General features: G+C 65.4%; 19 protein-coding genes. 4 read left to right on the plus strand and 15 right to left on the minus strand.

The genetic code is table 11. The features are described from left to right. Positions 1 to 164: 164 nt before the first annotated feature. Entirely contained in the window at positions 165 to 398 is a 234-nt protein-coding gene (locus UNPA324_RS13435) for a hypothetical protein (RefSeq protein ID WP_128917077.1), read from the minus strand. Between the two features lie 459 nt (positions 399 to 857). Here UNPA324_RS13435 and UNPA324_RS13445 point away from each other — a divergent pair, with 459 nt between their 5' ends. Continuing rightward, on the plus strand, positions 858 to 1,355 hold the full coding sequence (locus tag UNPA324_RS13445; protein ID WP_128917076.1) for a hypothetical protein: 498 nt from the start codon (positions 858 to 860) through the stop codon (positions 1,353 to 1,355). 290 nt (positions 1,356 to 1,645) lie between these two features. On the opposite strand, the gene UNPA324_RS13450 is transcribed toward UNPA324_RS13445, so the two are convergent. From UNPA324_RS13450 to UNPA324_RS13465, 4 genes are all read right to left on the minus strand, one after another. Next, complete coding sequence (locus UNPA324_RS13450; protein ID WP_128917075.1) at positions 1,646 to 4,012, minus strand: efflux RND transporter permease subunit; 2,367 nt, start codon at positions 4,010 to 4,012, stop codon at positions 1,646 to 1,648. 205 nt (positions 4,013 to 4,217) lie between these two features. Next, positions 4,218 to 5,003 (minus strand): ethanolamine ammonia-lyase subunit EutC, encoded by a 786-nt coding sequence (gene eutC, locus UNPA324_RS13455; RefSeq protein ID WP_141934869.1) that lies wholly within the window; start codon positions 5,001 to 5,003, stop codon positions 4,218 to 4,220. Next, positions 5,000 to 6,586 (minus strand): B12-binding domain-containing radical SAM protein, encoded by a 1,587-nt coding sequence (locus UNPA324_RS13460; RefSeq protein ID WP_141934870.1) that lies wholly within the window; start codon positions 6,584 to 6,586, stop codon positions 5,000 to 5,002. The genes eutC and UNPA324_RS13460 overlap by 4 nt, the downstream gene beginning before the upstream one ends. A gap of 159 nt (positions 6,587 to 6,745) precedes the next feature. Next, entirely contained in the window at positions 6,746 to 8,128 is a 1,383-nt protein-coding gene (locus tag UNPA324_RS13465) for an ethanolamine ammonia-lyase subunit EutB (protein WP_141934871.1), read from the minus strand. A gap of 224 nt (positions 8,129 to 8,352) precedes the next feature. Between UNPA324_RS13465 and UNPA324_RS13470 the strand changes: the two genes are divergently transcribed. Continuing rightward, positions 8,353 to 10,092: a methyl-accepting chemotaxis protein gene (locus UNPA324_RS13470; protein ID WP_141934872.1), complete on the plus strand. Its 1,740-nt coding sequence runs from the start codon at positions 8,353 to 8,355 to the stop codon at positions 10,090 to 10,092. A gap of 250 nt (positions 10,093 to 10,342) precedes the next feature. After that, positions 10,343 to 11,860 carry a M81 family metallopeptidase gene (locus UNPA324_RS13475; protein WP_141934873.1) on the plus strand — a complete coding sequence of 506 codons (1,518 nt, stop codon included), beginning with the start codon at positions 10,343 to 10,345 and terminating at the stop codon, positions 11,858 to 11,860. Between the two features lie 201 nt (positions 11,861 to 12,061). Here the strand turns inward: UNPA324_RS13475 and UNPA324_RS13480 are convergent, their stop codons facing one another. Further along, a complete protein-coding gene (locus UNPA324_RS13480; protein WP_141934874.1) occupies positions 12,062 to 13,078 on the minus strand; it encodes a zinc-dependent alcohol dehydrogenase family protein in 1,017 nt (338 codons plus the stop codon). Between the two features lie 2 nt (positions 13,079 to 13,080). Continuing rightward, complete coding sequence (locus UNPA324_RS13485; RefSeq protein WP_128917068.1) at positions 13,081 to 13,494, minus strand: (R)-mandelonitrile lyase; 414 nt, start codon at positions 13,492 to 13,494, stop codon at positions 13,081 to 13,083. A 134-nt stretch (positions 13,495 to 13,628) separates the two neighbouring features. Here UNPA324_RS13485 and UNPA324_RS13490 point away from each other — a divergent pair, with 134 nt between their 5' ends. Then, complete coding sequence (locus UNPA324_RS13490) at positions 13,629 to 14,543, plus strand: LysR family transcriptional regulator (RefSeq protein ID WP_141934875.1); 915 nt, start codon at positions 13,629 to 13,631, stop codon at positions 14,541 to 14,543. Between the two features lie 15 nt (positions 14,544 to 14,558). Here the strand turns inward: UNPA324_RS13490 and UNPA324_RS13495 are convergent, their stop codons facing one another. The 8 genes from UNPA324_RS13495 to UNPA324_RS13530 all read right to left on the minus strand — a co-directional run bounded on the left by UNPA324_RS13495 (position 14,559) and on the right by UNPA324_RS13530 (position 25,207). Continuing rightward, positions 14,559 to 15,773, minus strand: a complete 1,215-nt coding sequence (locus UNPA324_RS13495; protein WP_128917066.1) for an acyl-CoA dehydrogenase family protein — start codon at positions 15,771 to 15,773, stop codon at positions 14,559 to 14,561. A 316-nt stretch (positions 15,774 to 16,089) separates the two neighbouring features. Next, positions 16,090 to 17,301 (minus strand): ABC transporter substrate-binding protein, encoded by a 1,212-nt coding sequence (locus tag UNPA324_RS13500; protein ID WP_128917065.1) that lies wholly within the window; start codon positions 17,299 to 17,301, stop codon positions 16,090 to 16,092. A 163-nt stretch (positions 17,302 to 17,464) separates the two neighbouring features. Then, the gene (locus UNPA324_RS13505) at positions 17,465 to 18,988 is read right to left on the minus strand and encodes an FAD-dependent oxidoreductase (protein WP_141934876.1); all 1,524 of its coding nucleotides are present in this window, start codon (positions 18,986 to 18,988) and stop codon (positions 17,465 to 17,467) included. A gap of 27 nt (positions 18,989 to 19,015) precedes the next feature. Next, positions 19,016 to 19,642: a GTP cyclohydrolase I FolE gene (gene folE, locus UNPA324_RS13510; RefSeq protein ID WP_128917063.1), complete on the minus strand. Its 627-nt coding sequence runs from the start codon at positions 19,640 to 19,642 to the stop codon at positions 19,016 to 19,018. A gap of 116 nt (positions 19,643 to 19,758) precedes the next feature. After that, complete coding sequence (locus tag UNPA324_RS13515; RefSeq protein WP_128917062.1) at positions 19,759 to 20,652, minus strand: alpha/beta fold hydrolase; 894 nt, start codon at positions 20,650 to 20,652, stop codon at positions 19,759 to 19,761. Positions 20,653 to 20,746: 94 nt separating this feature from the next. Next, positions 20,747 to 21,574 (minus strand): HD domain-containing protein, encoded by an 828-nt coding sequence (locus UNPA324_RS13520; RefSeq protein ID WP_128917061.1) that lies wholly within the window; start codon positions 21,572 to 21,574, stop codon positions 20,747 to 20,749. 208 nt (positions 21,575 to 21,782) lie between these two features. Beyond that, positions 21,783 to 22,661 (minus strand): transglutaminase family protein, encoded by an 879-nt coding sequence (locus tag UNPA324_RS13525; protein WP_141934877.1) that lies wholly within the window; start codon positions 22,659 to 22,661, stop codon positions 21,783 to 21,785. Then, positions 22,658 to 25,207 (minus strand): circularly permuted type 2 ATP-grasp protein, encoded by a 2,550-nt coding sequence (locus UNPA324_RS13530; protein WP_141934878.1) that lies wholly within the window; start codon positions 25,205 to 25,207, stop codon positions 22,658 to 22,660. The genes UNPA324_RS13525 and UNPA324_RS13530 overlap by 4 nt, the downstream gene beginning before the upstream one ends.

The following is a 25,207-nucleotide window of genomic DNA, read 5'->3' on the forward strand; positions in this document are numbered from 1 at the left end:
AGAAAGGGCTTCTTCGCTCGCGGGCTCATGCCGGCGATCCGCCGCGGCCCCCATATAGGGGAATACGGCCGCAAAACCAATCCTGTCTGGCGATGGCTGCCCTTCCGCGAATCGGGCCCGAAAAGGCGGCCCCAGGGCCGCCTTTTGTGGGCCAGTGGCCGAGCTTACTGGTTGTGGGTCTTCAGGACCAGGTCGCAGGCCTGCGAGATCTTGGCCCGGTTCTCCTTGAGGCAGGCCAGGATGGTGAAATCGCCCTGGTCGATGACCGGACGGCAGTATTTCTGCACGTCGCGGGTGCAGGCCTTCTGCTCGGCGTCCGTGCCACGCCCCTGCTGGGCGAACGCCGCCGTCGAAACAGATGCCGACAGCAGGGTGAGAGCGACGAGAAGCTTACGCATTGTATTCCTTCATTCTGGCGACAGAATCGCACCGGAGCCGGACTGCACAGGGCGGACGACCGGAACGGATTGTTCTGATGGCAAGTCGCCGCGCGGTAGCGGCCTCAGAGAAGGCACAAGCACTGGCAAATGCGGCCAAATTGGCGCCGCCCTCACCAAATCAGGGCTTCCCTCAACCTTCATTGACAGATGTAAGAGCTTGATACTACGTCATAATTCAGGGACGTCGCGCTTTACCGCAGACCTGTTGCAGAGCTGCATCTGTCCGCCCCGCTTTTCCCGCCGGAAACATCCCGAAACAGCACAAATCGGCGGCTCCAGGCCTGGCGTGAGGCTTCGTGAATGGTCATCTCTGGCGGCCTGGCTTTGAACCTGCCACGGGCTCGGAACACTAAACTTTCGATGTGGCGAGACGTTCTCAAGTGTGAGCGGGCGTCGTTCTAAAACGGGATATTTGAGATGACATTGTTTGGGCGATCTGGACTGGCAATCAAGGCGGCCGGCATCGGTGCTGCGCTGCTCTTCTCGGTTTCGGCAAGCCACGCTCAGTCGTCCGGCCCGTTTGCCGGTTTCGACGGCGCCTGGGCCGGCACCGGCACGGTGTCGCTGTCCGACGGCTCCACCGAGCGCATTCGCTGCAAGGCCGACTACAAGGTCGCCGGCAGCGGCCTCAGCCTGAAGCAGGCTCTGCACTGCGCGTCCGACAGCTACAAGTTCGACCTCACCAGCGATGTGACGAGCCAGGGCGAGCGCATCTCCGGCAATTGGAGCGAGTCCAGCCGCAACATCTTCGGCAATCTCCAGGGCACCGCCGGCGGCGGCCAGATCGACGTGTTCGTCGAGGCCAACGGCTTTGCGGCCAACCTCTCGCTGCGCACCAACGGCAGCAAGCAGACGGTGCAGATCAGCTCGAAGGGCGAGATCCGCGGCGTGAACATCACCATGACGAAGAGCTGACGCCCTTCCCACTTCGAAGGAATAGCCCCCGGTTCTCCCGAGCCGGGGGCTTTTTGCTGACACGAGGGGCACTTACCAAGACGGACACGATCCGCGGCAACGAATGGTCCGCGGTGAAGCCGATGGAGAGATCGCCAATGCCATGGCCGAGCGCGGTATCCATGCGACGCTGCGCGACCGCAAACTCGCGCTTTAGCGCGAGCAGGATTGGCCGAGGACATTTCAAGTTCAATCCGCACGGTGTCGTCCGGATCGACGCGTGAGCGCGGGACGGCCTTCGCTGCCCCTCTCTAAATCGCCGGCTTGTCGGTCCCCTGCAGCCTGGCGTGCAGGTTGATCAGCCACATCGCCGTCGGCCTGAGGATGAAGAGATCGGCGACGAGGGCCATGACCATCGAGAAGGCACTGAGCCAGCCGAACAGCCTGAGCGACGGCAGGTCGGAGAACACGGTGACGACGAGGCCGCAGGCCAGCACCACCGTGGTCAGGATCAGCGCAGGTCCCACCAGCACGGTCGCCCGCTCCACCGCAAGCGCCGAGCCGACGCCCGGCTTGCTCTCCAGCCTGAGGCGGTTGAGGAAGTGGATGGTGGCGCTGAGGCCCAGCCCGAACGAGACGGTGAGCGCGACGACGCTGGCGAATTGCAGGCCCTCGCCCATCGCCCACAGCACCGTTCCCGACATCACCACCGGGAAAATGCCCGGCAGGATGCAGGCGAACATCACGACCCAGGAGCGGAAGGCAAGGCCGATGAAGATCGCGACCAGCGCGAATTCGATGGTGAGGCCGCGGTTCAGCTTCTCGATCATGCTGGCCGAATTGCGCGCCGCAATCGCAGCAAGACCTGTCACCGCGACCTCATAGCCCGGATGCTTCTTTCGGACGGCGTCGAGTTCGGTGTCGAGCTTGTCGACGATCGGTAGCAGCTGGCTGGAATCCTTGTCCGGCACGCGGCCTGCGACCACGACGGCGTCCTGCTCGGCATCGATGAAGCGCCGCACCAGATGCTCGGGGATGACGCTGACATATTCCTTCAGCGTTGCGACGTCGGCGCTGCCGGCCTTCTCCGCCAGCCAGCGACGCAGCGTCTCCAGCGACCAGACGTTGCCGACGCCGGCGGCCTTCTCGACCGTCGCGTGCACTTCGGCGATGGTCTGGAGCGTTTCCGGCGAATACAGCGACTGCCCCTTCGGAAACACGACCAGCACGTTGACCGGATTGGCGCCTGTGAGCTTGGCATCCAGCCGGTCGCTGGCGGCAACGGCCTGGCGCTTGTCCGGCACCTGGTCGGCGAGCCGGTAGCGCGGCTCCAGATTGGCGTAGATGACGCCGAGGCCGCCGACGAACAGCACGGCGATCAGGCTGAACAGGCCGGGCCGGCCCACCATGCGCACCGCGATCCAGTAGCAGAAATTGCGCAGTGCCTGGACGCCGGCATCCGCGCCCTGGAACTTTACCGCGAACACCTTCTCATTGCGCACGAACAGCACGCCGAACACCGGCACCAGCGACAGCACCGCGACCAGCGCGATGACGGTGGCGGCGAGGCCCGCCTCGCCGAATTTGCGGATCAGGTCGGAGCTGGAGAACTGCAGCGCGATGAAGGAAATGCCGGCGGTGCCGTGCGTCAGCACGCAGGCCGGCCCCACCACCAGCACCGCGTTCTTGAACGCGGTGAACTTGTCCTGGCCTGCGATCAGCCGGTCACGCGCGGCAAAGGTGAGCTGCATCGAGTCCGAGAAGCTGATCACCATGATGAGCGGCGTCATCACGTTCAGGAACATGTTGAGATTGAAATTGGCCCAGCCGAGTGCGCCGAGCGCCAGCAGGATCGCGATCATCGGCGGGAACGCCGCCGCGATCATGAACGAGACCTTGCGGAAGAAGACGATGGCGATGATGCAGCCGGCAAGAATGCCGAGGATGTTGTAGGTCAGCCCGTCGCGCTCGACCGCATTGCGGATCTCGAGCTGCATCACCGGCACGCCGGAGAGCTGCACGTTGAGCCCGGTTTCGCTGAGATCCTCCTTCATCAACGCGCGGATGTCGCCGACGGTCTTGGTCAGCTTGCTGGAGGCGACGACCTCCGGATCGAGCGACAGCACGATGAGTGCCAGCGTGCCGTCTTCCGACAACAACTTGCCGCGGATGATCTCGTTGTTTTTGACCGTCTCGATGAACTTGTCGTAGTCGGCGCCTTGGGGTAGCTCGGCCGGGAATAGTGCCGCCGGCAGCTTGCCCGGCGCTGGCGCCTGGCGCGCCGAGAACAGCGAGACCAGCCCGCGCGTGCCTTCGACCAGCTGCAGGTCGGTGACGAAGTCGCGCAGCTTCTCCAAATTGTTCCGCGCCAGCAGGGTCTTGCCCTCGACCACGACGAGGACGTCGAATTCCTCGGCCGGGAACTTCTTGGTCACATCTTCGTACTGCTTGAACTCGCGGGTGTCGGAGCGGAACAGCTGCGACAGCGAATCGTCGATCTTGATTCGGTGGATGCCGAACACGGCGCCGACGATCAGCGCGAGCAGGACGATGCAGGAGAGGATCGGCGCCCGGACGGCGATCAGCCCGAGACGCTCCAGCCCGAAGGCGATCGAGGACGCAGGTCCCTGCTCGACCTTGTCGACATGAACCTCATTCTCGCGGTGCTTTTCGAGCATGCCTTATCCAGTTCCTAAATCGGCTCGGTCTTGAGAGCTTATTGCGCCCCGCGAACGGCTTGAAAACGCCATACCAATGGGAGGCTTGCCCTTTGAAAATGCGCGGAAAATCGCCGCGAGGGGTTTAGCAGGTCAATCACCCCTCTCGCAAGCAGGCGAAGTGTGGGCAAATCGATCAAGATGCGGCGATTTCGGGGCCTGCAGGTCATCCGGGCGGGAATGTGCCAATTCGACGCGGCGCGCGGTCCGCGCTCTCGTCCTTCAGCGCCACGCCGCTGACCTGCCGCGCCAGCCCCTCACGGACCAGCCAGGCGATCTTGACGGCGGCCTCGTCATAGCTGAGCCCGGCGTGGTGGATGTTGGACACGCAATTGCGCTCGGCATCGGAACGGCCGGGGTTCGGCGCGAAAGTCAGATAGGTGCCGAGACTGTCGGGCGCCGATAGGCCCGGCCGCTCGCCAATCAGCATGACAACCATGCGCGCGCCGAGAATGGCGCCGATCTCGTCGCCGAGCGCAACGCGCGCGCCTGAGGCGACGACGATTTGGCCGATCGCGACACCATCATCGGCTGCGAGCAGCGGCAGCAGGCGCCTCACCAGCGCCACCGCATGGGCGTGAACCGCTGCCGCCGACAGGCCATCGCCGATCACGATAGCGATCTGGCACGGCGCGGAAGCCGCTCGTTCTAGAAGCTCCGCTGAGCCGGGTTCAAGCCGTCGTCCCAGATCCGGCCGCCGCAGATAGTCCCTGCGGTCGACGGCCTGGCTCCTCACCTCGGTGACGGCAAGGCCTAGCGCGCTGAGATCGGCGAGCAGACGCCGCGCATCGAAGGCGGCATGCACGGCATCGCGAGCGCGGGCATGGTCGAGCGTGAAATCGAGCAGCGCTGTGGTCGGCAGGCTTGCGCCGCTGCGCCCAAGCGCAACGCGCGCGGGCGTGAACGACCTAAGGTCGGGGGTCGGACGAGCCGGAGCGGATTTGTCGCTCATTCGGCCGGAACGGCAGCCTCGCGCAGCCGGAGCGAGTAGTTCGAGGCGTTCTGCTTGCCGCTCGAGGCCGCCCGCGCGAACGTGATGAGGTGATGCGCGATCGTGGCGGAGCCGATCAGGCCTTCGAGATCGCCGCGGCGAATTCGCCCGAAGGCGAACTTCCAGAACACGCGCCTGTAGTCGCCGCGCACCCCGATCTGCCAGAAGATGTTGCGCAGCATGATCAGGCCGCGCTTGATATTGGGCCAGGTCTTCATCTCCGGAGCCACCGGGACGTTGAGGCGGTTGGCATAGGTGTAGTCGCACTGATGCTGATAGCGCGCATAGACTTTCTCGGGCGCGTAGGCGACCTCCATACAGTACTTCCAGGAGGAGACGACGTCATCATAGGGCAGCAGGAAATCGACGTTGGAATCACGGCCCTCGTCATGGACCAGGCGGCCCTCGCGCTCCAGCCGGTCCCACAGCGGCGTCTTCGGCAGCGCCTGCAGCAGGTTGATGGTGAGCAGCGGAATCTGCGATTCCTCGACGAAGGCGAGCAGCGCGTCCGTGGTGTTCGGCTTGTCGGTGTCGAGCCCCATGATGATGCCGGACACCACCTCCATGCCATAGGAGTTGATGGTGCGCACGCCCTCCAGGATCGGGACCATCATGTTGTGGTCCTTGTGCATCGCATGCAATGCACCCGGGTCCGGCGTCTCGATGCCGCAGAAGATGGTGATGAAAAAGGCCTCGCGCATCTTCTCGAGGATCTCGGGGCGCTTGGCGATGTTGAGCGTCGCCTCGCAGGCGAGCCGCATCACGTAGCCGGTCTGCTTCTGCCATTCGATCAGATGCGGCAGCAGGTCCATCGCCGCCTTGCGGTTGCCGATGAAATTGTCGTCGACGAAATAGACCGTGTCGGTCATGCCGCATTCGCGCAGGCGATCGAGCTCGGCGATGATCTGCTCCGGCGACTTGATGCGCGGGTTGCGGCCGTAGAGGCCGGGGATGTCGCAGAACTCGCACTGATAGGGACAGCCGCTGGAATACTGGATGCTGCCGAGGAAATATTTCTTCACGTCGGCAAGCTCGTAGGCCGGGATCGGAAACTCCGTCATCGGCACGCGATCCCTGGTGGTCAGCACCACTTGGCTCTCGGGGCGAGAGGTGTCGCGCGACAGGATCTCGATCAGCTGGTTGGTGGCATCGCCGAGCTCGCCGACATGGAGATAGTCGAACGACGGATAATAGTCGGGACAGGCGCTGACGGAGGGACCGCCAAGCGCGACGGCCAAGTCGAATTCATGCGCGCGGCGGCAGATGTCGTTCATCTGCTGGCGCTGGATGTGCATGCCGCTGACGAAGACCGCTTCGGCCCATTCGAACTCTTCCCGGGTCGTGCGGCGGAGGTTCTCGTCGACGAATTTGACCTGCCAATCCTGCGGCAGATAGGCGGAGATCAGCAGCAGCCCCTGCGGCGGCATGAAGGCGCGCACACCGTCGGTCAGGGGATAGGAATACTCGAACGTACCGAACGAGGAGGTGTAGCGCGGAAACACACAGAGGATCCGCCGGGACGTTCCGTTACTTTCAGCTCGCATCTAAGCTCCCCCGCCACGCTCGATCGATGGTGCGGAAATTGCCAGCCAGACACATAGCGTAATGCTGCCGCCGGAATTTCTCAATATTGTGGCACAAGCATAATTCCGGGAGGCGCCGATAGTTTCCTGACGGGGCGAGTTTGACGCTTTGCGCCGCCCTCAGGCGATGAGCCGCGAGGCAAAATCAGGCAGCAGGCCCGCATCGCCGGCAATGCGGAAATCGGCGCCCGCAATCCCGGCCTGCACCAGCCAGTCATCGAATTCCGGCGCCCGGCGCAGGGAGAAGACGTCACGGACATAGAGCGCATCGTGAAAGGACGTCGACTGGTAGTTCAGCATCACGTCGTCGGCGCCGGGGACGCCCATGATGAAGGTGACGCCGGCGGCGGCGAGCAGCGTCAGCAGGTTGTCCATGTCGTCCTGGTCCGCCTCGGCATGGTTGGTATAGCAGATGTCGATCCCGAGCGGCAGGCCGAGCAGCTTGCCGCAGAAATGATCCTCCAGCCCGGCGCGGATGATTTCCTTGCCGTCATAGAGATATTCCGGGCCGATGAAGCCGACCACGCTGTTGACCAAGAGCGGAGCAAAGGCGCGGGCGACCGCATAGGCGCGCGCCTCGCAGGTCTGCTGGTCGACGCCGTGATGGGCGCCCGCCGACAGGGCCGAGCCCTGGCCGGTCTCGAAATACATCACGTTCTGCCCGATGGTGCCGCGCCGCAGCGACAGCCCGGCCTCCTGCGCCTCCTTCAGAAGCGCAAGGTCGATGCCGAAACTGCGGTTGGCGGCCTCGGTGCCGGCGACCGACTGGAAGACGAGATCGACCGGCACGCCCTGCCCGATCAGCGACAGCGTCGTCGTGACATGGGTCAGCACGCAGCCCTGCGTCGGGATCTTCAGCCGCGCGATGATCTCGTCGAGCAGCCGCAGCAATTGCGCGATGACGGCCGGATCGTCGCTCGCGGGATTGATGCCGATGCAGGCATCGCCGGCCCCGAGCAGGATGCCGTCGAGGATCGAGGCGGTGATGCCCTTGGCATCGTCGAACGGATGGTTGGGCTGCAGCCGGGTGCTCATTCGGCCCTTCAGGCCGATGGTGTTGCGGAAGGCGGTGGTGACCTCGCATTTCCGCGCCGCCAGGATCAGATCCTGGTTGCGCATCAGCTTCGAGACCGCGGCCGCCATCTCAGGCGTGACGCCGGGCGCGAGCGTCTTCAGGACCGCCGGCGTTGCGGCATCCGACAGCAGCCAGTCGCGGAAGGCCCCGACCGTCAGGGATGCCACCGGCGCGAAGGCCGTCGCGTCGTGGCCGTCCATGACGAGGCGGGTGACCTCGTCGGCCTCATAGGGGATGACGGCCTCCTGCAGGAATTGGGCGAGCGGCACGTCGGCGAGCGCCATCCGCGCCGCGATCATCTGCTCGGCCGTGTCGGCGGCGATCCCGGCCAGCCGGTCGCCGGAGCGCGGCGGGGTCGCCTTGGCCAGGAGATCGCGCAGGTCCGGGAACGTGTGGGTCGTGGCGTCGATGGTGTGGCGGTAGACCAAGGGTCTCTCCAGGGGGGCCGTCGGCCGGTGGCCGAGTCCAGGACTATCCTGAAACTCTACCTTCTGATCAAGACGCTGAAATAACTTGCGTTTCCTTCGCCCGAGGACCGAGGCAGCTAACGGGCGCGTTAACGCCGCATCCATCTTCGTTCTGCATAGTTTTGCATCAATTTTACACGATCCCGTTCACCGGCCGCTTCAGGCCATTCCGGGCCCTGAGTACCATGACATCAGACCGATCTGGGAATGCCGCCAAGCTGGCCGGCCGCTTCACGCTTGCCACCAAGCTCTATGCGATCTTCGCACTGTTCGCGCTGCTCACGGCGGCGATCGCGATGCTGTCCGACTACAACAGCCGCCGCAGCGCCGACCTGACCAGCGCGATCGAGACGGCGAACGCCGCCGCGCTGAACGTCGAGCGCGTCAACTCGCTGGTCTATGCGGTCGTGATGGAATCGCGCGGCGTCTACATGTCGACCGAGCCGAAGGTCGTGAAGAAATTCGGCGACGGCCTGCTCAAGTTCAACGAGCAGATCCTGGGCGTCGTGAAGCGCTGGGAGACCATCGTCAAAGCCGACGATGCCGAGCAGTTCGCGACCTTCAAGAAGCGCATCGAGCAGTTCGTCGAGTTCCGCAAGGAGCTGGTGCGCCGCGGCGTCGAGATCAATGCGGCCGCAGGGCGGGAATGGGGCGACAACGACGCCAACCGCGCCGTGCGCTCGGCGCTGAACAAGGATCTCGAGGCGCTATCCAAGGTCTATGCCGAGCGCGCCAAGCAGATCGCGCGCGAGACCGAGACCAACCGCACCCTCTCCTTCGTACTGACCTGCCTCGGCGGCGTGGCGCTGGCCCTGGTCGTGATCGGCATCGTCATCATCGCCCGCTCGATCGCCCGGCCGCTCGCCGCGATCACCGCTACCATCAAGCAGGTCGCTGATGGCGCCGAGGACATCGTGGTGCCGCACTCTGACCGCGCCGACGAGATCGGCGCGCTCGCCCGCGCGATCCAGGTCTTCCGGGAGGCCATGAGCCGCAACCGCAATCTCGCCTCGCAGGTCTCGCAGGATTCCGCCGCGCGCGAGGAGCGCGCCCGCCACATCGAACGATCCGTCGAGCAATTTCGCGAGGCGATCGGCGCGATCATGCGCGGCCTCAGCGACAACGCCTCCGTCATGCGCGAGACCGCGCAGACCATCACCCGCGTCACCGCGGACGCGAACAGCCGCGCCGGCACGGCGGCGGACGCCACCGAGCAGGCCTCGCACAACGTCACGGCGGTGGCGGGCGCGGCCGAAGAGCTGTCGGCCTCGGTGGTGGAGATCGGCCGCCAGGTGCGGCAGAGCGCCGGCGCGGTCGAGCAGACCGGCCAGCGCACCGAGAAGTCGATCTCGGAGATCGAGAGCCTTGCCGCGGCCACGCAGCGCATCGACGGCGTGCTCAATCTGATCCAGGCCATCGCCGAGCAGACCAACCTGCTGGCGCTGAACGCCACCATCGAGGCCGCACGCGCCGGCGATGCCGGCCGCGGCTTTGCCGTGGTCGCTCATGAAGTGAAGGCGCTCGCGGGCCAGACCGCCAAGGCCACCGCCGAGATCGGCGAGAACGTCGCGATGATCCAGGCCTCGACCCGCAACGCGGTCGACGCCGTGCGCGAGATCGGCAGCGCGGTGCGCGAGATCAACGAGGTCACCTCGGCGATCGCCGGCGCCGTCAGTCAGCAGGACGCCGCCACGCGCGAGATCTCGTCCAACGCGCAAAGCGCCGCGCAAGGCAACGAGACGCTCGTGGCGAACATCACCTCGCTCCGCGACGCCATCGGCGAGACCGACACCGCGGCCGCCTCGGTGCTGACGGCCGCAAGCAGTGTGACCGAGACGGCGAATACGCTGTCGCGGGAGGTTGAGAAGTTCTTCCAGAACCTGCGGTCGGGGTCGGCAGACGGCCGCATCGCCAAGGCGGGATGACGGCGCGAATTCCGCCGCCAGGCGGCGGTGGCTTCCAGACAAAAACTGGAAAACAACCCCATGCACAGTAGAAGGGGTCAGATTTTTCAGTGACTTGGGTGGCCAGCGCAAACTGCTGGCCTTACGGTATTGATTTTGACTCGTCGGGCAAAACAGGGGCACGATGCGGTCATGCAGTGCTGAGCAGGAGACGGCGCGTGTCGGCGCGGCTGACTTGTGAGATTGCATAAGAAAAAAACCAAGGAATCCCATGAGCCAGACGCGGCGTGTTCTCTCGGCGCAAGTCGCCCACGAGACCAACACTTTCTCGATCGTCCCGACGACACTCGAGGACTATCGCAAACGGCTATTTCTGCGTGATGGCGAAATCGCCGTGGCCCTGGCCGACACCAGAATGGAGATCGCCGCGCATCTGGCCGCAGCCAAATGTTACGGCTGGACACTGGTACAGCCGGTCGCCGCCGCGGCCACCCCATCCGGCAAGGTGACGGCCGCGTGCTGGGCCGAATTGCAGCGCCTGGTCTTTGAAGCCTGCGAAGCCGGACCGTTCGATGGCGTCATCCTGGCATTGCACGGCGCGATGGTGACCGAGACCGACGACGACGCCGAAGGTGCCCTGCTCGAAGGACTGCGCCAGCGTCTCGGCGAAACGATTCCAATTGCGGTGACGCTCGATCTGCATGCCAACGTCACCGAACGCATGGGCCGGCTGGCCAACATCATGCTGCCCTACCGCACCTATCCGCACATCGACCAATACGAGACGGCGTACCGCGCCGCCGAACTGCTGCAATCGGCGATGGATGGCACGATCCGGCCGAAAGTCTTCCGCTCGCAGGCAGCTCTGCTCGACGGATGCAACCACGGACGCACCCAGGGCGGCGTGATGAGCGACCTGCTGGCGCGCGCCGCGGACATGCAGGCGCAAACGCCCGGCCTGTTGTCCGTCGATGTCTGCGCGGGCTTCAGCCGCTCGGACATTGCCGAGGTCGGCCCCAGCGTTCAGGTCACCTACGATGCCTCTCACAACGCCGCCGAAGCGGCCGCGCGGCAGGCCGCGGCCGCGCTCCAGGACGAGATGGTCCACCGGCGCGCCGAAGTCACCGTCACGGCGCTGGACCTGCCGACCGCAACGAGGCTTGCCGCCGCGGCCGCAGCGGATGTCGCCGACACCCGTCCCCTCGTGATCGCCGACTTCAGTGACAACCCCGGATCGGGCGCCTACGGCGATGGCATCCGCCTGCTGGAGGCGCTGCTGCAGGCCGAAATCCGCAGCGTGCTCTTCGGCGTCCTCGGCGACCCCGAAGCCGCGGCCCGCTGCCATGCCGCGGGCCTTGGGGCCAGCCTGGATGTCGTTCTGGGGGCAAAACGCCATCCCGAAAGCTACGGACCTCCGCTCACGCTGACCGGGCGGGTGACCGGCCTGTCGGACGGCGCCTTCATATGCGAAGGGCCGATGAATGCCGGTCAGCCCATGACGCTCGGGCCCAGCGCCTTGCTCGAGGTCGACGGCATCTCGATCGCGATTTCGACCAACACGCTGCAAACCTACGATCAGGAAATGTTCCGAATTCTCGGAGCAGAACCGGCTCAATTCCGCATCGTCGCGGTCAAGTCAGCGCACCACTTCCGGGCTGCCTTCGGGCCCATGGCCAAGGAGGTGATCCTGGCCGACAGCGGCGGCCTTGCCACCAACGATCACACCAAGCTGTCGTATCGGAACGTCCGCCGTCCCATCTGGCCGCTCGACGACGTGCCGCCGAGTTGAACCTCCCCGCTCGGCTCCGCCAGCTTCCGCACGATGCCACGCAAAAAACCTCGGCACGAAGGCCGAGGCTTGCGATACGGCCCGCGTACATCCGGCAAGCCAATCGTCGAGTGGCACCTTAGCAGCGGATTTTGAACGGATGATGACTGGGTAGAATCGACAAGGTGTCGCTTCAAACGAGATCGACGCCCTCCTCTGTCATCACACCGTCAGCAGCGTCTTGATCGCGCGGCGCTGGTCCATCGCCTTGTAGCCTTCGGCGACCTGGTCGATCGGCAGCGTGAGATCGAACACCTTGCCCGGTTGGATCCGGCCCTGAAGCACGCGATCCATCAAGTCGGGCAGGAAGCGGCGCACTGGGGCGGGACCGCCCAGCATGCGCCGCTGGCCGAAGAACAAGGCCTGGCCGTCGAAGGTCACGCCATGGGGAACGCCGACATAGCCGATGGTGCCGCCCGGGCGCGCGCATTCCAGAGCCTGCGACATGGCTTCCTGCGTGCCGACGCATTCGAGCACCGAGTCCGCGCCGACGCCGCGCGTCAGCTCCTTGACGCGCGCGATGCCCTCCGCGCCGCGCTCGACCACGATATCGGTCGCACCAAACTGCTTGGCGAGCACCTGCCGCGTCGCGTGGCGGCTCATGGCAATGATGCGCTCCGCGCCCATCTCTCTCGCCGCGAGCACGCCCATCAGGCCGACCGCACCGTCACCGACCACCGCGACCGTCGCGCCTTGCTTCACGTTGGCAGCGTCGGCCGCGTACCACCCGGTGCCGAGCACGTCGGAGGTTGCGAGCAGATGCGGGATCAGATCGCTTCCCGGCATTTCGCGGGTCGCGACCAGCGTGCCGTCGGCAAGGGGGACACGCGCGTAGGGCGCCTGCGCGCCCGACATGAACTCGCGCTGCTCACACGAGGACTGGAAACCGAACTTGCAATGCGGACAGGTGTTGTCCGACAGGCAGAACGAGCCGACCACGAACTGGCCGGGCTTGATGCTCCGCACCGCGCTGCCAACCTCGACGACGACGCCGCAATATTCGTGGCCCATGTGCGCGGGGCCTTCGTTCGGCTGGAGGCCGCGATAGGGCCAGAGGTCGGAGCCGCAGATGCAGGTCGCCGACAGCTTGATGATGGCGTCGGTCGGCTTGATCAGCTTGGGATCGTCGACCGTTTCATAGCGGACATCTCCGGGTCCATGGAGCACGGTTGCCTTCATCGTCATTCTCCTTTGCCGGCGTGATCGCCGTACTGCTCGTCCGTCACCCTTTCCAGCCATTCGACCGGATTGCCGTTGAGCGCCTCCTGGATCGCGATATGGCTCATGGCCGCCTTTGGGGACGCACCGTGCCAGTGCTTCTCACCGGGTTCGAACGACACCACATCGCCCGGACGGATCTCCTCGATCGGACCGCCCCAACGTTGCACACGGCCGAAGCCGGAGGTGACGATGAGCGTCTGGCCGAACGGATGCGTGTGCCAGGCCGTGCGCGCGCCAGGCTCGAAAGTGACGTGATTGCCGGCGACGCGTGACGGCTCGACGGCCGGAAACAGGGGATCGATCCGGACAGTCCCAGTGAAATACTCGCCTGGGGCTCTCGCGGAGGGTTGGGAGCCCGCTTGCCGAATTTGCATCTGTGCCTCCTTGATGTTGTCTGTCCAACGCGTGCCGGCGGCATCCGCGACCTCACATAGGCCCGCGGCCGGTATTCGATTAGCCACTACAATTCGCTTGCATTAATCGATAACGGCCATGAATAATCGAAGCCGTGGCAAACCAGGATTTCAACGATCTGCTGGCGTTCGTGGCCGTCGCCCGCGAGCGCAGCTTCACGAGGGCCGCCGCGAAACTCGGCATCGTGCAGTCGACGCTCAGCCATACGATCAAGCGCCTCGAATCGCAGATGGGCCTGCGGCTCTTGACCCGCACCACGCGAAGCGTCGGGCTGACCGAGGCTGGCGAGCGGCTGCTACAATCGGTTGCCCCCCGTATCGAGGAGATCGAGCGCGACATCGCCGCATTGATGTCCCTGCGCGACAAGCCGTCCGGCACCATCCGGATCACACTCTCGGACCATGCCCTTGAAAAAGCCGTCTGGCCGAAGCTCGCGCCGGTCCTGAAGGCCTATCCCGACATCAAGGTCGAATTCAGCCTCGACACGGCCTTCCGCAACATCGTCGAGGACGGCTTCGATGCAGGCGTCCGCCTCGGCGAGAGCGTCGAGAAGGACATGATCGCAGTGCGCATCGGCCCGGACTGGCGGCTCGTGGCGGTCGCCTCGCCCACCTATCTCAAAGAGCATCCGAAACCGAAGCACCCGCAAGACCTGCTGAAGCACGTCTGCATCAAGCGCCGCGCGGCGGCTGGAGGCCATTACGTCTGGGAATTCGCCAAGGGCGGTCCTGACCTCAGGGTGCGCGTCGAGGGGCAGCTGACCTTCAACGACTCGCGCGCGATGATCGACGCTGCCGTGAAAGGCTTCGGCATCGCCTATCTCCCTGAAGACATCGTGACGCGCCAAGTCCGGTCCGGCGAGCTCGTCATCGTGCTCGACGAATGGTCGCCGAAGTTCGACGGCTACTACCTCTATTACCCGACGTCCCGGCAGAACTCGGCGGCGTTCAAGGTGATCGTCGAGGCCCTACGTCATCACGAGGCGCAAAGAAGACACGGCCAGGCGTGAGGCGTCGGCAGTGCCTTACCCCAGCACCCCGCCGCGCCTGATCAGCTCCTTGCCCAGAGCGGCCAGATGCACCTGGTCCGGGCCGTCGCCGATGCGGATGAAGCGGGCGTAGACGTAGGCGCGGGCAAGGAAGGTATCCTGCGAGACGCCAGCGGCGCCGTGGATCTGGATGGCGCGGTCGATGACGCGGGCGGCCATGCTGGGTACCACGATCTTGGCGGCGGCGATCAGGTCGCGCGCGGCCTTGTTGCCCTCGCGGTCCATCTTGTCGGCGGCCTGCAGCGTCAACAGGCGCGCCTGCGCGACCTCGCAGAACGAGTGTGCGATGTCCTCGCGCACCGAGCCTTGCCCAGCGAGCGGCTTGCCGAAGGCGACACGCGACACCGCGCGCTGGCACATCAACTCGAGCGCGCGCTGGGCGCAGCCGATCAGCCGCATGCAATGGTGGATGCGGCCGGGACCGAGCCGGCCTTGCGCGATCTCGAAGCCGCGGCCCTCGCCGAGCAGGATGTTTTCGGCGGGCACGCGGACGTTGTCGTAGACGATTTCAGGGTGGCCGACCGGGGCATCATCGTAGCCGTAGGTCAGCATGTCGCGGACGATGCGGACGCCGGGCGTATTTTTCGGCACCAGGATCATGGATTGCTGGCGATGACGGTCGGGATCGTCGGGCGCGGTCTTGCCCATCACGATCAGGATCTCGCAATCCTCGTTCATCGCGCCTGACGTGAACCATTTGCGGCCGTTGATGACGTAATCGTTGCCATCGCGCTTGATGGCGCACTGAATGTTGGTGGCGTCGCTGGAGGCGACCTGCGGCTCGGTCATCGAGAAGCCGGAGCGGATACGCCCCTCCAGCAGCGGCTTCAGCCAGCGCTCCTGCTGCGCCTTGGTGCCGTAATTCGCCAGCACCTCCATGTTGCCGACATCGGGCGCCGAGCAGTTGAAGACTTCGGGCGCCCAGAGGATGCGGCCCATGATCTCCTTCACGGGCGCGTATTCGAGATTGGTCAGACCCGGTCCGTGCTCGCCGGAGAGAAACAGATTCCAGAGCCCCTGCTCGCGCGCCATCTTCTTCAGGTCCTGCAGCACGGGCGGCGTCTTGTAGCGCGAAGCTTCCGGCTTCACCTGCTCGTAATAGAGCTCCTCGACCGGCTCGACATGCGTCCGCATGAACTGGCGGACGCGCTCCTGCAATTCCAGCGAACGGGCGGAGTGTTGAAAGTCCATGGTGATCTCCTGTTCGCTTCATCGTGCGCCGCTGTCGTAGGGTGGGCAACGCGAAGCGTGCCCACCCATTTTTCCGACCGAGAGAGGTGGTGGGCACGGCGCGAGGACGCCTTTGCCCACCCTACGATTACTAGCGTGGAGCGCACGCCTCGCCCTTCGAGACGACCGCTTCGCGGTCTCCTCAGGTGAGGCTAAGCGACATCGGCGCATGTTGAAATTGCCGCCGCGCACTCCGCCCTCATCCTGAGGAGCCCGCGAAGCGGGCGTCTCGAAGAATGCGCCGCAAATGGCGCCTCTCGACCGCGATTACAGCCCCTCACGTCCCCTTCAAAAGCTCGCTCGCAACCACCCAATCGTTGCCGTCGAACTGCAGCATGTAGCCGTCCTTGATCGGGCGGAAATCCTGCGGCGTGGTGTTGAGGGTGATGCCGGGCATCAAGAGCGACAGCGGCACGTTCTTCAGGTTCGCCGCCTGCGCCATGATGTTCTCGCGCGTCAGATTGTCCTTACATTGCTTCAGCAGCACCACCAGCGCCTCGGCGACGGTGTAGCCGTAGAGGCCGGCGACGTTGTTGACGTCGGCATTGGGGAGGCGCTTCTTCATGAAGTCGATATAGGCCGTCATCGCCGGATCGTCCTTTGGCGTCTCGACGAACGGCTTCAGCGCGCCGAGCGACAGCACGCCCTTGCCGGCCTCGAGGCCCGCCGGCACCATCACGGTGGCCTTGTTGGCGCAGCCGGAGGCGAGGAAGCGCGTCGGCTGCCAGCCGACCTCATGGGCCTTACGGATCGCCTGCGCGCAGGCGCGCGGCGTCACCGAATAGATCATGAAGACGTCGGCCTTGGTGTTCGCCAGCGTCAGCACCTGGGAATCGACGGTGGGATCGGCGACCTCGAAGCTCGAGGCCATCGCGATCGCCTTGTCGGCATCGGCCCCGAGCGCCTCCTTCACACCGCGAAGATATTCCTTGCCGGCATCGTCGTTCTGATAGAGTACCGCAAAGCGCGCATTCGGGTTCTTGGCGCGGGCATAGGCGACGTCGATCGCGGCCTCACTGGTGTAGTTCGGCGCCCAGGGCAGCGCCATCGACCAGGGCATGTTGGCGGGATCGTTCCACTTCGAGGCCGAGCTGATCAAGAAGAGCTGCGGCACCTTGTTGCTGTTGAGATATTTCGCGATTGCCGAGCTCGGCGCCGTGCCCATGGTGGCGAAGATGAAGGCGACGCCATCGCCTTCGACGAGGCGCCGGGCGGCTTCCATGGTCTTGGGCGGCGAGAACGCGTCGTCCAGCGAGATCAGATTGAGCTTGCGGCCATTGACGCCGCCCTTCTCGTTGATCTCGTCGAAATAGGCCGAGATCACCCGCCCGGTGATGCTGAGCGGCGAAGCCGGCCCGCTATAGGGCATGGTGTTGCCGATCTTGATCTCGGTGTCGCTGACACCCGGACCATAGGATTTTTGCGCGGAGACAGGCGTCGACAAGCAGGCGGCAGCCAAAGCTGCGGCCAGGACCAGAGCGGCTTTCATGGTTTCTCCCCGATGATTGTCGCCGCGCGACGTCGTGGAGTGAACGCGCGGCGCGCTGCTTCTTGTCAGCGCGCCAGATCAGCGGAGTTCCGATAGCTGGTCTTGCGTCGAGTTGCTGATAGCCCGGCGTGCCTCACACCGCTGCTCCGACCGGCTCGCAGCGTCAGGCATGCGACCGCTCCATCTCCAATTCGGCCTTGAGATTGTCGAGATCGCGATAAATTGAAGCCACCGCCAGCACGCGGCCGCCCTTGCGGTACTTCAGCAGACAGTCTCTTCCGGAGATACTGCCGTCGATCGTGATGTCGTCGAAGTGCTCGGCGTGGCCGACATAGTTGATGGGCACGTCGTAGTGCTGGCTCCAGAAGAACGGCACCGCGTCGAAGCGCTCGCGCCTGCCGAGCATGTTGCGCGCCGCCGTCTGCCCCTGCCGCTCCGCCACCACCCAGTGCTCGACGCGGATGGTCTGCCGGGAGTGCGGATCCGGCCAGCGCGCGATGTCGCCGGCCGCGAAGATGCCTGCGACGCTGGTCTCCAGATATTCGCTCACGCTGACGCCACGATCGGCCGCCAGTCCCGCATGCTCGGCTAGCGCGAGGCGCGGCTTGACGCCGATGCCGACGACGACGAGGTCCGCCTCGATGACGGCGCCGCTCTTCAACGTGGCGCGCATGCCATCGAGATTGTCCACCGTATCCTTCAAGTGGAAGACGACGCCGTTCTCCTCATGCAGTGACCGGACGAAGTCGCCCATCTCGGCGCCGAGCACCTTCTGCATCGGCCGCTCTTCCGGCGCGACCACGTGCACCTCGATCTTGCGCGCCCGCAAGGAAGCCGCGACCTCGAGGCCGATGAAGCTGGCGCCGATCACCAGCGCGCGCCTCGCACTCCCCGCCGCCTTGATAATGGCGCGGCTGTCGGCGACGGAGCGCAAGGTGTGAACATGCGGCTGGTCCGCGCCCGGAATCTGCAACTTGACCGGCTCGGCGCCGGTCGCGAGCAGCAGCCGGTCGAACGGGAGCCTGTCGCCATTGCCGAGCGTGACGCTGCGCGTCTTCGCATCGATGGCGGCGACGTCGGTGTTGAGCCTGAGATCGATGCCTGCGTTCTGATAATAGTCCTCACCGCGCAGCGGCAACCAGTCCTCCGGGGCGTTGCCCGCGAGGTAATCCTTGGAGAGGTTCGGCCGGTCGACCGGCATCGCGCCGTCGTTGCTGAGCATGGTGATGGCGCCGGCAAAGCCCTCGCGCCGGAGCGTCTCGGCGGCGGAGAAGCCGGCGGCGCCGCCGCCGACGATGACGAATTTTTCCGGCGTCGGCGCGCCGCGATGGGCAGCCGGCGGCGTCAGTGCCTCACGCTTGCGCCGAACGATGATGTTGTCCCGATCGCGCGCAACCTCCCAGACCGCCAGCGCGTTCAACGCCGGCGGGCGGGTGGCTTCGCCCGTGCGCAAGGAGAAACAGGCATGATGCCAGGGACAGCGGATGGTATCGCCCACCACCAGGCCCTCGGCGAGCGGACCGTGATAATGGCTGCAGGCCGGTTCGATTGCAAAGATCTCGCTGCCGGCTTGCACCAGCAGGACGTCCTCCTCCCCGACGTGACCGAGCAATTTGCCGTCCTTGAACGCGGTCAGCGAAACGCCTTTGGTCAGGTCAGGTCCGCTCGGCTTGTTGTTCTCGGTCATGGCGCCGTCTCCTCGAGCTAGCGCGAGTCAATCGTCCGAATTGGCGAGCCCCAACAGTTCCTGGCGCGTCAGCGCATTGTCGCGAAACACGCCCAGCATGCGGCTGGTGACGAGATCGGTCCCGGGCTTGTGCGCACCGCGCGTGGTCATGCAATGATGCGTCGCCTTGATGATGACGCCGACGCCTTCGGGCTTGAGCACGTCGTTGATGGTATTGGCGATCTGGGCGGTCATCTTCTCCTGGATCTGGAGCCGTTTCGCGTAAATGTCCACCACGCGCGCAAGCTTGCTGATGCCGACGACGCGCCCCTGCGGAATATAGGCGACCCAGGCGCGGCCGACGATCGGCGCCATGTGGTGCTCGCAATGGCTCTCGAAGCGAACGCCACGCAGCACGATCATCTCGTCATAGCCTTCGATCTCCTCGAAGGTCTTTTGCAGGATTTCGGTCGGATCCTGCGCGTATCCGGAAAAATACTCCTCGAAGGCCCGCGCAATGCGATCAGGTGTCTCGCGCAGACCGTCGCGCGCGGGATCATCGCCGGCCCACCGGATCATGGTCCGGATCGCCTGCTCGACCTCCGCCCTGTCAGGTCGTTCGACCGGCGCCTGCGCCACCGCGACACGTTCCAGCTTACGCACTTGTGACTTCATCGAGATTCTCCCCTGCAACGAGCCCGCACATGGAAGCGGCCCCACAGCTTGGACGGCTGCAATCGGAAAAGGTTCCCGCAGATCAGGGAAATTTGGAAGGGCGGAGGTCAGGCTGGCTATGACGCAGCCGCTTTCCGGACGTCGAGCACGGCCTGGGCCCATTCGGCCGGCCGCTCCTGCGGCAAATTATGTCCGGCATCGGTGAGGACGCGCCGCTCGAACAAGCCCTCGAACTTGCGGGCGTGATGGGCGGTGCCGGGATTGACGCCGTCGCTGTCGCCGTCGATCGCGATCGTCGGGACGCGGATCTGTGGCTGACTGGCGAGCTTCGCCTCGATTCCCGCATAGGCAGGATCGCCCGCGACCAGCGCGTAGCGGTGGCGATAGGAATGGATCACGACATCGACGAAATCAGGATTGTCGAAGGACACGGCGCTTTTCCCGAACGTTGCGTCGTCGAACGCCCATTTCGGCGACCACATCGCCCAGAGCTGGCGGGCGAAGCCGCGCCGGTTGCGCTCCAGCGCGCGGCGGCCGCGCTCGTTGTGGAAGAGGTATTGATACCAGAGCGCCGCCTCCTCCGGCGGCGAGGCCGGCTCCATGGCGCGGGCGATATTCTGGATGTTGTAGGAATTGCCGGAGACGAGGCCGATCACGCGCTCGGGATGGAGCGCTGCGACCACGCAGGCCGCACGCCCGCCCCAATCGTAGCCGCCGACGATCGCGCGCTCGATACCAAGCGCATCCATGAAGGCCAAGAGATCGGCCCCGAGCGCGGCCTGCTCGCCGGAGCGCAACGTCGACGCGCTGCGGAAACGCGTCGGCCCGTAGCCGCGCAGCCAGGGCACCAACACCCGCGCACCGGCTTGTGCAAGGATCGGCGCGGTCTCGGCATAGGCGTTCACGTCGTAGGGAAAGCCGTGGCCCATGATGCAGGGCCAGCCGTCGGGCGCGCCGTATTCGCGATAGGCGATGTCGAGGATATCCGTGGTGACGGTTTTTTGTTGCATGGTTTGCTCACGGAGGTGGGATCGTAGCCCGGATGAGCGAAGCGACATCCGGGATGTGGCGACGCTCATCCGGGCTACGGCACCGGGGGCGCAGCTATTTCTGCGGTCCCGACAGCGAGATGTCGCGCTCGGCGCGGAACACGTTGCTGTAGAGATTGGCAATCCATTGCCGGCCGATCTCAGTCTTGTTGAGATAGCCGATCTCGGTCTGGATGTGCGGTGCGACACTATTCCAATAGAACTGTGGATAGCGGTTCACGATATCGGCCGGTGAATCATAGCCGAGCTGGCGATTCATGCCGACTTCCTCGAATTCGTAATAAAGCGCGTTGGCCTTACGCAGATAGTTGGGGTCGCCGAGCTGGCCGATGAAGTCAGCCGCACGCAGGATCGAGGCCTCATCGTCGTATTCCTGGCCCTGGCGGGCCGGAAAGCGCGTGCCCTCGATGGCGCGGGCAACGCGCTCCGGATCGAGTCCGGGAATATGCCGCAACCGCCGCGTCACATAAAGCTTCGAGCGATCGACGTGATACATCATCAGGCTCGCATCCGATGCACCGCGCGGCAATGAGATCTTGGTGTCGGCCGCGTCGATTACGAAGCCGTCGGAATCGTCCTCCTCGAACAGCCCGCGGACATAACCGATGTCGTGGGCGAGGCAGGCGATCAGGACATGGACGTAATCCTCAGCCGACAGATGGGTATGAAGGCTTCGGCCACGGAGGATGGCCTGGGCTGCCAGCGTCACCAGCATCGTATGCTCGATATTGTGGTAGAGCGCATCGCTGTTGCCGATGCATTCCATGGCGGTGCGGGTCGCGCTCTCGACGATACTGGCAGAAGTCTCATCGTACCGGCGGCGCATGAACTTACCGAGGAAGTCCTCGAGGGATTCAGCCGCCAGTCTCGGTAAGGTCATCATGGATGCAGCCCCGTCCGCCGCTGGTGTCCCATGCCATCTCCCGACGTCTCTGTTGTTCTCGATGCAAGGACCAGCATAGCCCATCTTGGGCCGCCTGACCAAACCCTGGAACAGAAATACGGAAATATGTTGCGGTTGTGCCCTGCGATATCGTGGTTGCGGTGATTCCTCGATGCAGCCTGCGGCTGTCGGCGCCGGCAGTGCGCAATCATTCCACCAGCAGCACGTCGACGGCGACGCCGAGCTTCTGCTTGGGTGAGCCGACGATGATGCCGTCGATCGGCGAGACGTCGGAAAAGTCGCGCCCGACCGCGAGCACGATATGGTTGTTAGCAACCACAAGATCGTTGGTCGGATCGAAATCGACCCAGCCCAGCTCCGCCCCGCACCACAGCGATACCCAGGCGTGGGTGGCGTCGGCGCCCTGTAGGCGTGGCTGACCGGGCGGTGGAATGGTGCGAAGGTAGCCGCTAACATAGGCCGCCGGCAGACCAAGCCCGCGCAGCCCCGCGATCATCACATGGGCAAAATCCTGGCAGACGCCGTGGCGTTTATCGAAGACCTCGCCGAGCGGCGTCGAGATCACGGTCGCCTTGGGATCGTAGCGAAACTCGGCGCGGATGCGATGCATCAGATCGACCGCACCGTTGAGGATGCCCGCGCCGGGTGCAAAGCTTTCCGCCGCATAAGCGCTGACCGGACGCAGCACCGGCACCAGCGGGCTCGCGAAGACATAGCCGACCGGCGAGGACGGCCCGAGGCTCGTCGCCTCGAAGGCAATGTCGCGAATGCTCTCCCAGGCGGGACTCGCGGCATCGCGCGCCGGCGGCTGCCGCGAGACGGATACACGCGAACGTGAATCGATCCGCAGATTGCGATGCGCGGCCTCGATCACCACGCTCTCGGTCAGCGTGCCGAAGAAGTCGCGCCGCGCATTGCGCTCGGCAGGCCGCGGGCGGATCTCGACACTGTGCGAGATCAATTCCTGGCCGGCGCCGCTCCGGGGCTCCAGCCGCAGCGTGCAGCGGGCGAAGCTGACCGGATTCTCGTATTCGTAGGTGGTGACGTGACGGATGTCGTAGATCACGCCAGCCCCGTCAGCTTTTCCGGCCGGGCGGCATTTGGGCCATGCGGGAAATAGTGTTGCCCGATCGCATCCGCGAGGCTGAGCAGGTCCTGCTCCAGCGCAAACAGCGTCTTGACCTCGAGCTTCTCGGCTTCCGCGGTCGCAAGCATCGCCTGCATCGCCACCGCGAGCCGCTGCGGCTTCTCGATCAGGCCGTGCTCCCTCAGGCTCGGCAGCGCAGCGATGTGCTCGTTCAGCGTCGTCACCTGGAACGCCACCGAACGCGGATTGTAGCCGTCGAGCACCGCGAGGTCGCGCACCGGCGCCAGGATCGGCGCCAGCAGATAACGCGAGCGGTAGGTGATCTGGCAATCCACCAGGGTCAGCAGGATGTCGAGATCCTCGTCGCCGGCCTCGTCATAGCCGAATTGGCGCGTGAAGCGCGTGGTGTTGACGGCGCGCTCGACGCGGCGGCCGATGTCGAGGAAGCGCCAGCCGGCGGCGCGGTTCATGTTCTCTTGCGCCAACCCTGCGAAGCTCGCCAGCTCCTGCAAGGTCAGCTCGGCCGCGCTCAGCACGCTGTCGTCGTCCTCGACCTCATAGGCAAGGCGTTCGGCCATCTCGGTGATGACCTGCCAGGCATCGGGCGACAGCCGCTCACGCAGGGACGTCGCCGTGCGCTGCGCCGCGCGCACCAGCGACAGGGCCGAGCCGAAACGATCAGGGCTCTGCAGCGCTTCGGCCACGATGCGCCCGGGGGCCGCGCGCGAGGTTTGCGTGACCGCGCCCCAGGCCACTAAAAGGCGCTGGATGCGTTCGGCCGATTGCAGCGAGGCTGCCGTGCCCTTGTTGGGTCCGCTTGGCGAGCCCAGCGCGCGTACGAGGCGCAGCGTCGCCTCGGCGCGTTCGAGATAGCGGCCGAGCCAGAACAGATTGTCGGCGGCCCGGCTCGGCAGCACGCCGGCGATGCGGCGGATGCGGACCTTGTCGATCGCCGGCAGCAAGGTCGCGGCCGAGACCTGCTTGTCGGAAACGACCCAGACGTCGGCGGCACGCGCACCGTCGCCCATCGACACCGCGCGCGCATCGGCCTGTTCGGCGATGCGGCAGAAGCCGCCCGGCATGATGGCCCAGCCATCAGGTGTTGCGGCGGCGAACACGCGCAGCACGAACGGACGCGGCGTGATCTGGCCGTGCTCCCACACCGGCATGGTCGAGAGCCGCACCACCTCCTGGCCGACATAATCCATGCCGCGCGCGGCGATGGCATCGATCAGGCGCCGGCGGTCGCTCGCATCCAGCTCGCTCGCGAGCACGGGCCCGGCGCGGTCGAAACCGGGCACGCCGCGCTGGTAGGCGCCTTCGATCGCGACCTCGTCGAGCCGCGCCAGCACCTCCTCGCGCGCGCTGCGCTGGCCGCACCACCAGGTCGCGATATGCGGCATCTTCAGCTCCTCGCCGAGCAGGCGGCGGCTGAGCGCCGGCAGGAAGCCGAGCAGCGCCCGCGCCTCCAGCACGCCGGAGCCCGGCATGTTGGCGACGACGACGCCGTCCTTGCGCAGCACATCGATCAGGCCGGGCACGCCGAGATGGGAGGACGCATCGAGCTCGAGCGGATCGAGCGAATTGGAATCGACCCGGCGCAGCAGCACATCTAACCGCTTGAGGCCGGCAACGGTGCGGATGTGGATGCGGTTGTCGCTGACCGCGAGATCGTCGCCCTCGACCAAGAGGAAGCCGAGATAGCGCGCCAGCGTGGCGTGCTCGAAATAGGTCTCACTGAAGCTGCCGGGGGTGAGCACGCCAATGCGCGGCTCGTCGCGATCGGCCCGTGCGCGAAGACTGTCGCGAAAGGCTTCGAAGAACGGCGCGACGCGCGGCACGTTCATCGACTTGTAGAGATCGGAGAAGGCGCGCGAGAGCACCAGGCGGTTCTCCAGCGCATAGCCCGCGCCCGACGGCGCCTGGGTGCGGTCGCCGAGCACCCACCAGCGGCCGTCAGGCCCGCGGCCGACGTCGAGGGCGTAGAGCGACAGATAGCGCCCGCCCGGGGGCGGCACGCCGCAGACGGGACGGAGATATTCGGGACTGCCGGCGATCGCGGCCGCAGGCAACGCGCCCTCGGCGACCAGCCGTCCCTCGCCATAGATGTCGGCCAGCACGCGCTCGAGCAGCTCGGCGCGCTGGGTGATGCCGGCGCAGAGCTGCTGCCAGTCGGCCTCGTCGATCAAAAGCGGCAGGTGGCTGATCGACCACGGCCGGTCGGCGCTGTCGCCGGGCGCCCGGTAGGTGACGCCGGCCTCGCGGAGGTGGCGGTCGGCCATGCCAAATCGCCGCTCGATCTCGTCGGGCGCGAGCGCGCCGAAGGCGTCGAAAAAGCGGCTCCAGACCGCGCGCGGGGCGCCGTCGGGGCCCAGGAATTCGTCGGGGATACCAGGCAGGCGGCGGTAGTCGCGGACCCATTGCGCGAAGCGGCGCTGGCCTTCACGCTGGCTCTCACGTTGACCATCACGTTGATTTGGCGCCCTACCCGCCTTGTCGTCCTCTTCGGCTGCGCCCTCGGCCAT

The sequence above is a fragment of the Bradyrhizobium sp. UNPA324 genome (assembly GCF_006658635.1).
Classification (GTDB): Bacteria; Pseudomonadota; Alphaproteobacteria; order Rhizobiales; family Xanthobacteraceae; genus Bradyrhizobium; species Bradyrhizobium nanningense.

What these genes read in the sequence shown, in the direction of transcription:
- UNPA324_RS13435 (WP_128917077.1), bottom strand. Translation starts at nt 398, where the DNA reads ATGCGTAAGCTTCTCGTCGCTCTCACCCTGCTGTCGGCATCTGTTTCG.
- UNPA324_RS13445 (WP_128917076.1), top strand. Translation starts at nt 858, where the DNA reads ATGACATTGTTTGGGCGATCTGGACTGGCAATCAAGGCGGCCGGCATC.
- UNPA324_RS13450 (WP_128917075.1), bottom strand. Translation starts at nt 4,012, where the DNA reads ATGCTCGAAAAGCACCGCGAGAATGAGGTTCATGTCGACAAGGTCGAG.
- eutC (WP_141934869.1), bottom strand. Translation starts at nt 5,003, where the DNA reads ATGAGCGACAAATCCGCTCCGGCTCGTCCGACCCCCGACCTTAGGTCG.
- UNPA324_RS13460 (WP_141934870.1), bottom strand. Translation starts at nt 6,586, where the DNA reads ATGCGAGCTGAAAGTAACGGAACGTCCCGGCGGATCCTCTGTGTGTTT.
- UNPA324_RS13470 (WP_141934872.1), top strand. Translation starts at nt 8,353, where the DNA reads ATGACATCAGACCGATCTGGGAATGCCGCCAAGCTGGCCGGCCGCTTC.
- UNPA324_RS13475 (WP_141934873.1), top strand. Translation starts at nt 10,343, where the DNA reads ATGAGCCAGACGCGGCGTGTTCTCTCGGCGCAAGTCGCCCACGAGACC.
- UNPA324_RS13480 (WP_141934874.1), bottom strand. Translation starts at nt 13,078, where the DNA reads ATGAAGGCAACCGTGCTCCATGGACCCGGAGATGTCCGCTATGAAACG.
- UNPA324_RS13485 (WP_128917068.1), bottom strand. Translation starts at nt 13,494, where the DNA reads ATGCAAATTCGGCAAGCGGGCTCCCAACCCTCCGCGAGAGCCCCAGGC.
- UNPA324_RS13495 (WP_128917066.1), bottom strand. Translation starts at nt 15,773, where the DNA reads ATGGACTTTCAACACTCCGCCCGTTCGCTGGAATTGCAGGAGCGCGTC.
- UNPA324_RS13500 (WP_128917065.1), bottom strand. Translation starts at nt 17,301, where the DNA reads ATGAAAGCCGCTCTGGTCCTGGCCGCAGCTTTGGCTGCCGCCTGCTTG.
- UNPA324_RS13505 (WP_141934876.1), bottom strand. Translation starts at nt 18,988, where the DNA reads ATGACCGAGAACAACAAGCCGAGCGGACCTGACCTGACCAAAGGCGTT.
- folE (WP_128917063.1), bottom strand. Translation starts at nt 19,642, where the DNA reads ATGAAGTCACAAGTGCGTAAGCTGGAACGTGTCGCGGTGGCGCAGGCG.
- UNPA324_RS13515 (WP_128917062.1), bottom strand. Translation starts at nt 20,652, where the DNA reads ATGCAACAAAAAACCGTCACCACGGATATCCTCGACATCGCCTATCGC.
- UNPA324_RS13520 (WP_128917061.1), bottom strand. Translation starts at nt 21,574, where the DNA reads ATGATGACCTTACCGAGACTGGCGGCTGAATCCCTCGAGGACTTCCTC.
- UNPA324_RS13530 (WP_141934878.1), bottom strand. Translation starts at nt 25,207, where the DNA reads ATGGCCGAGGGCGCAGCCGAAGAGGACGACAAGGCGGGTAGGGCGCCA.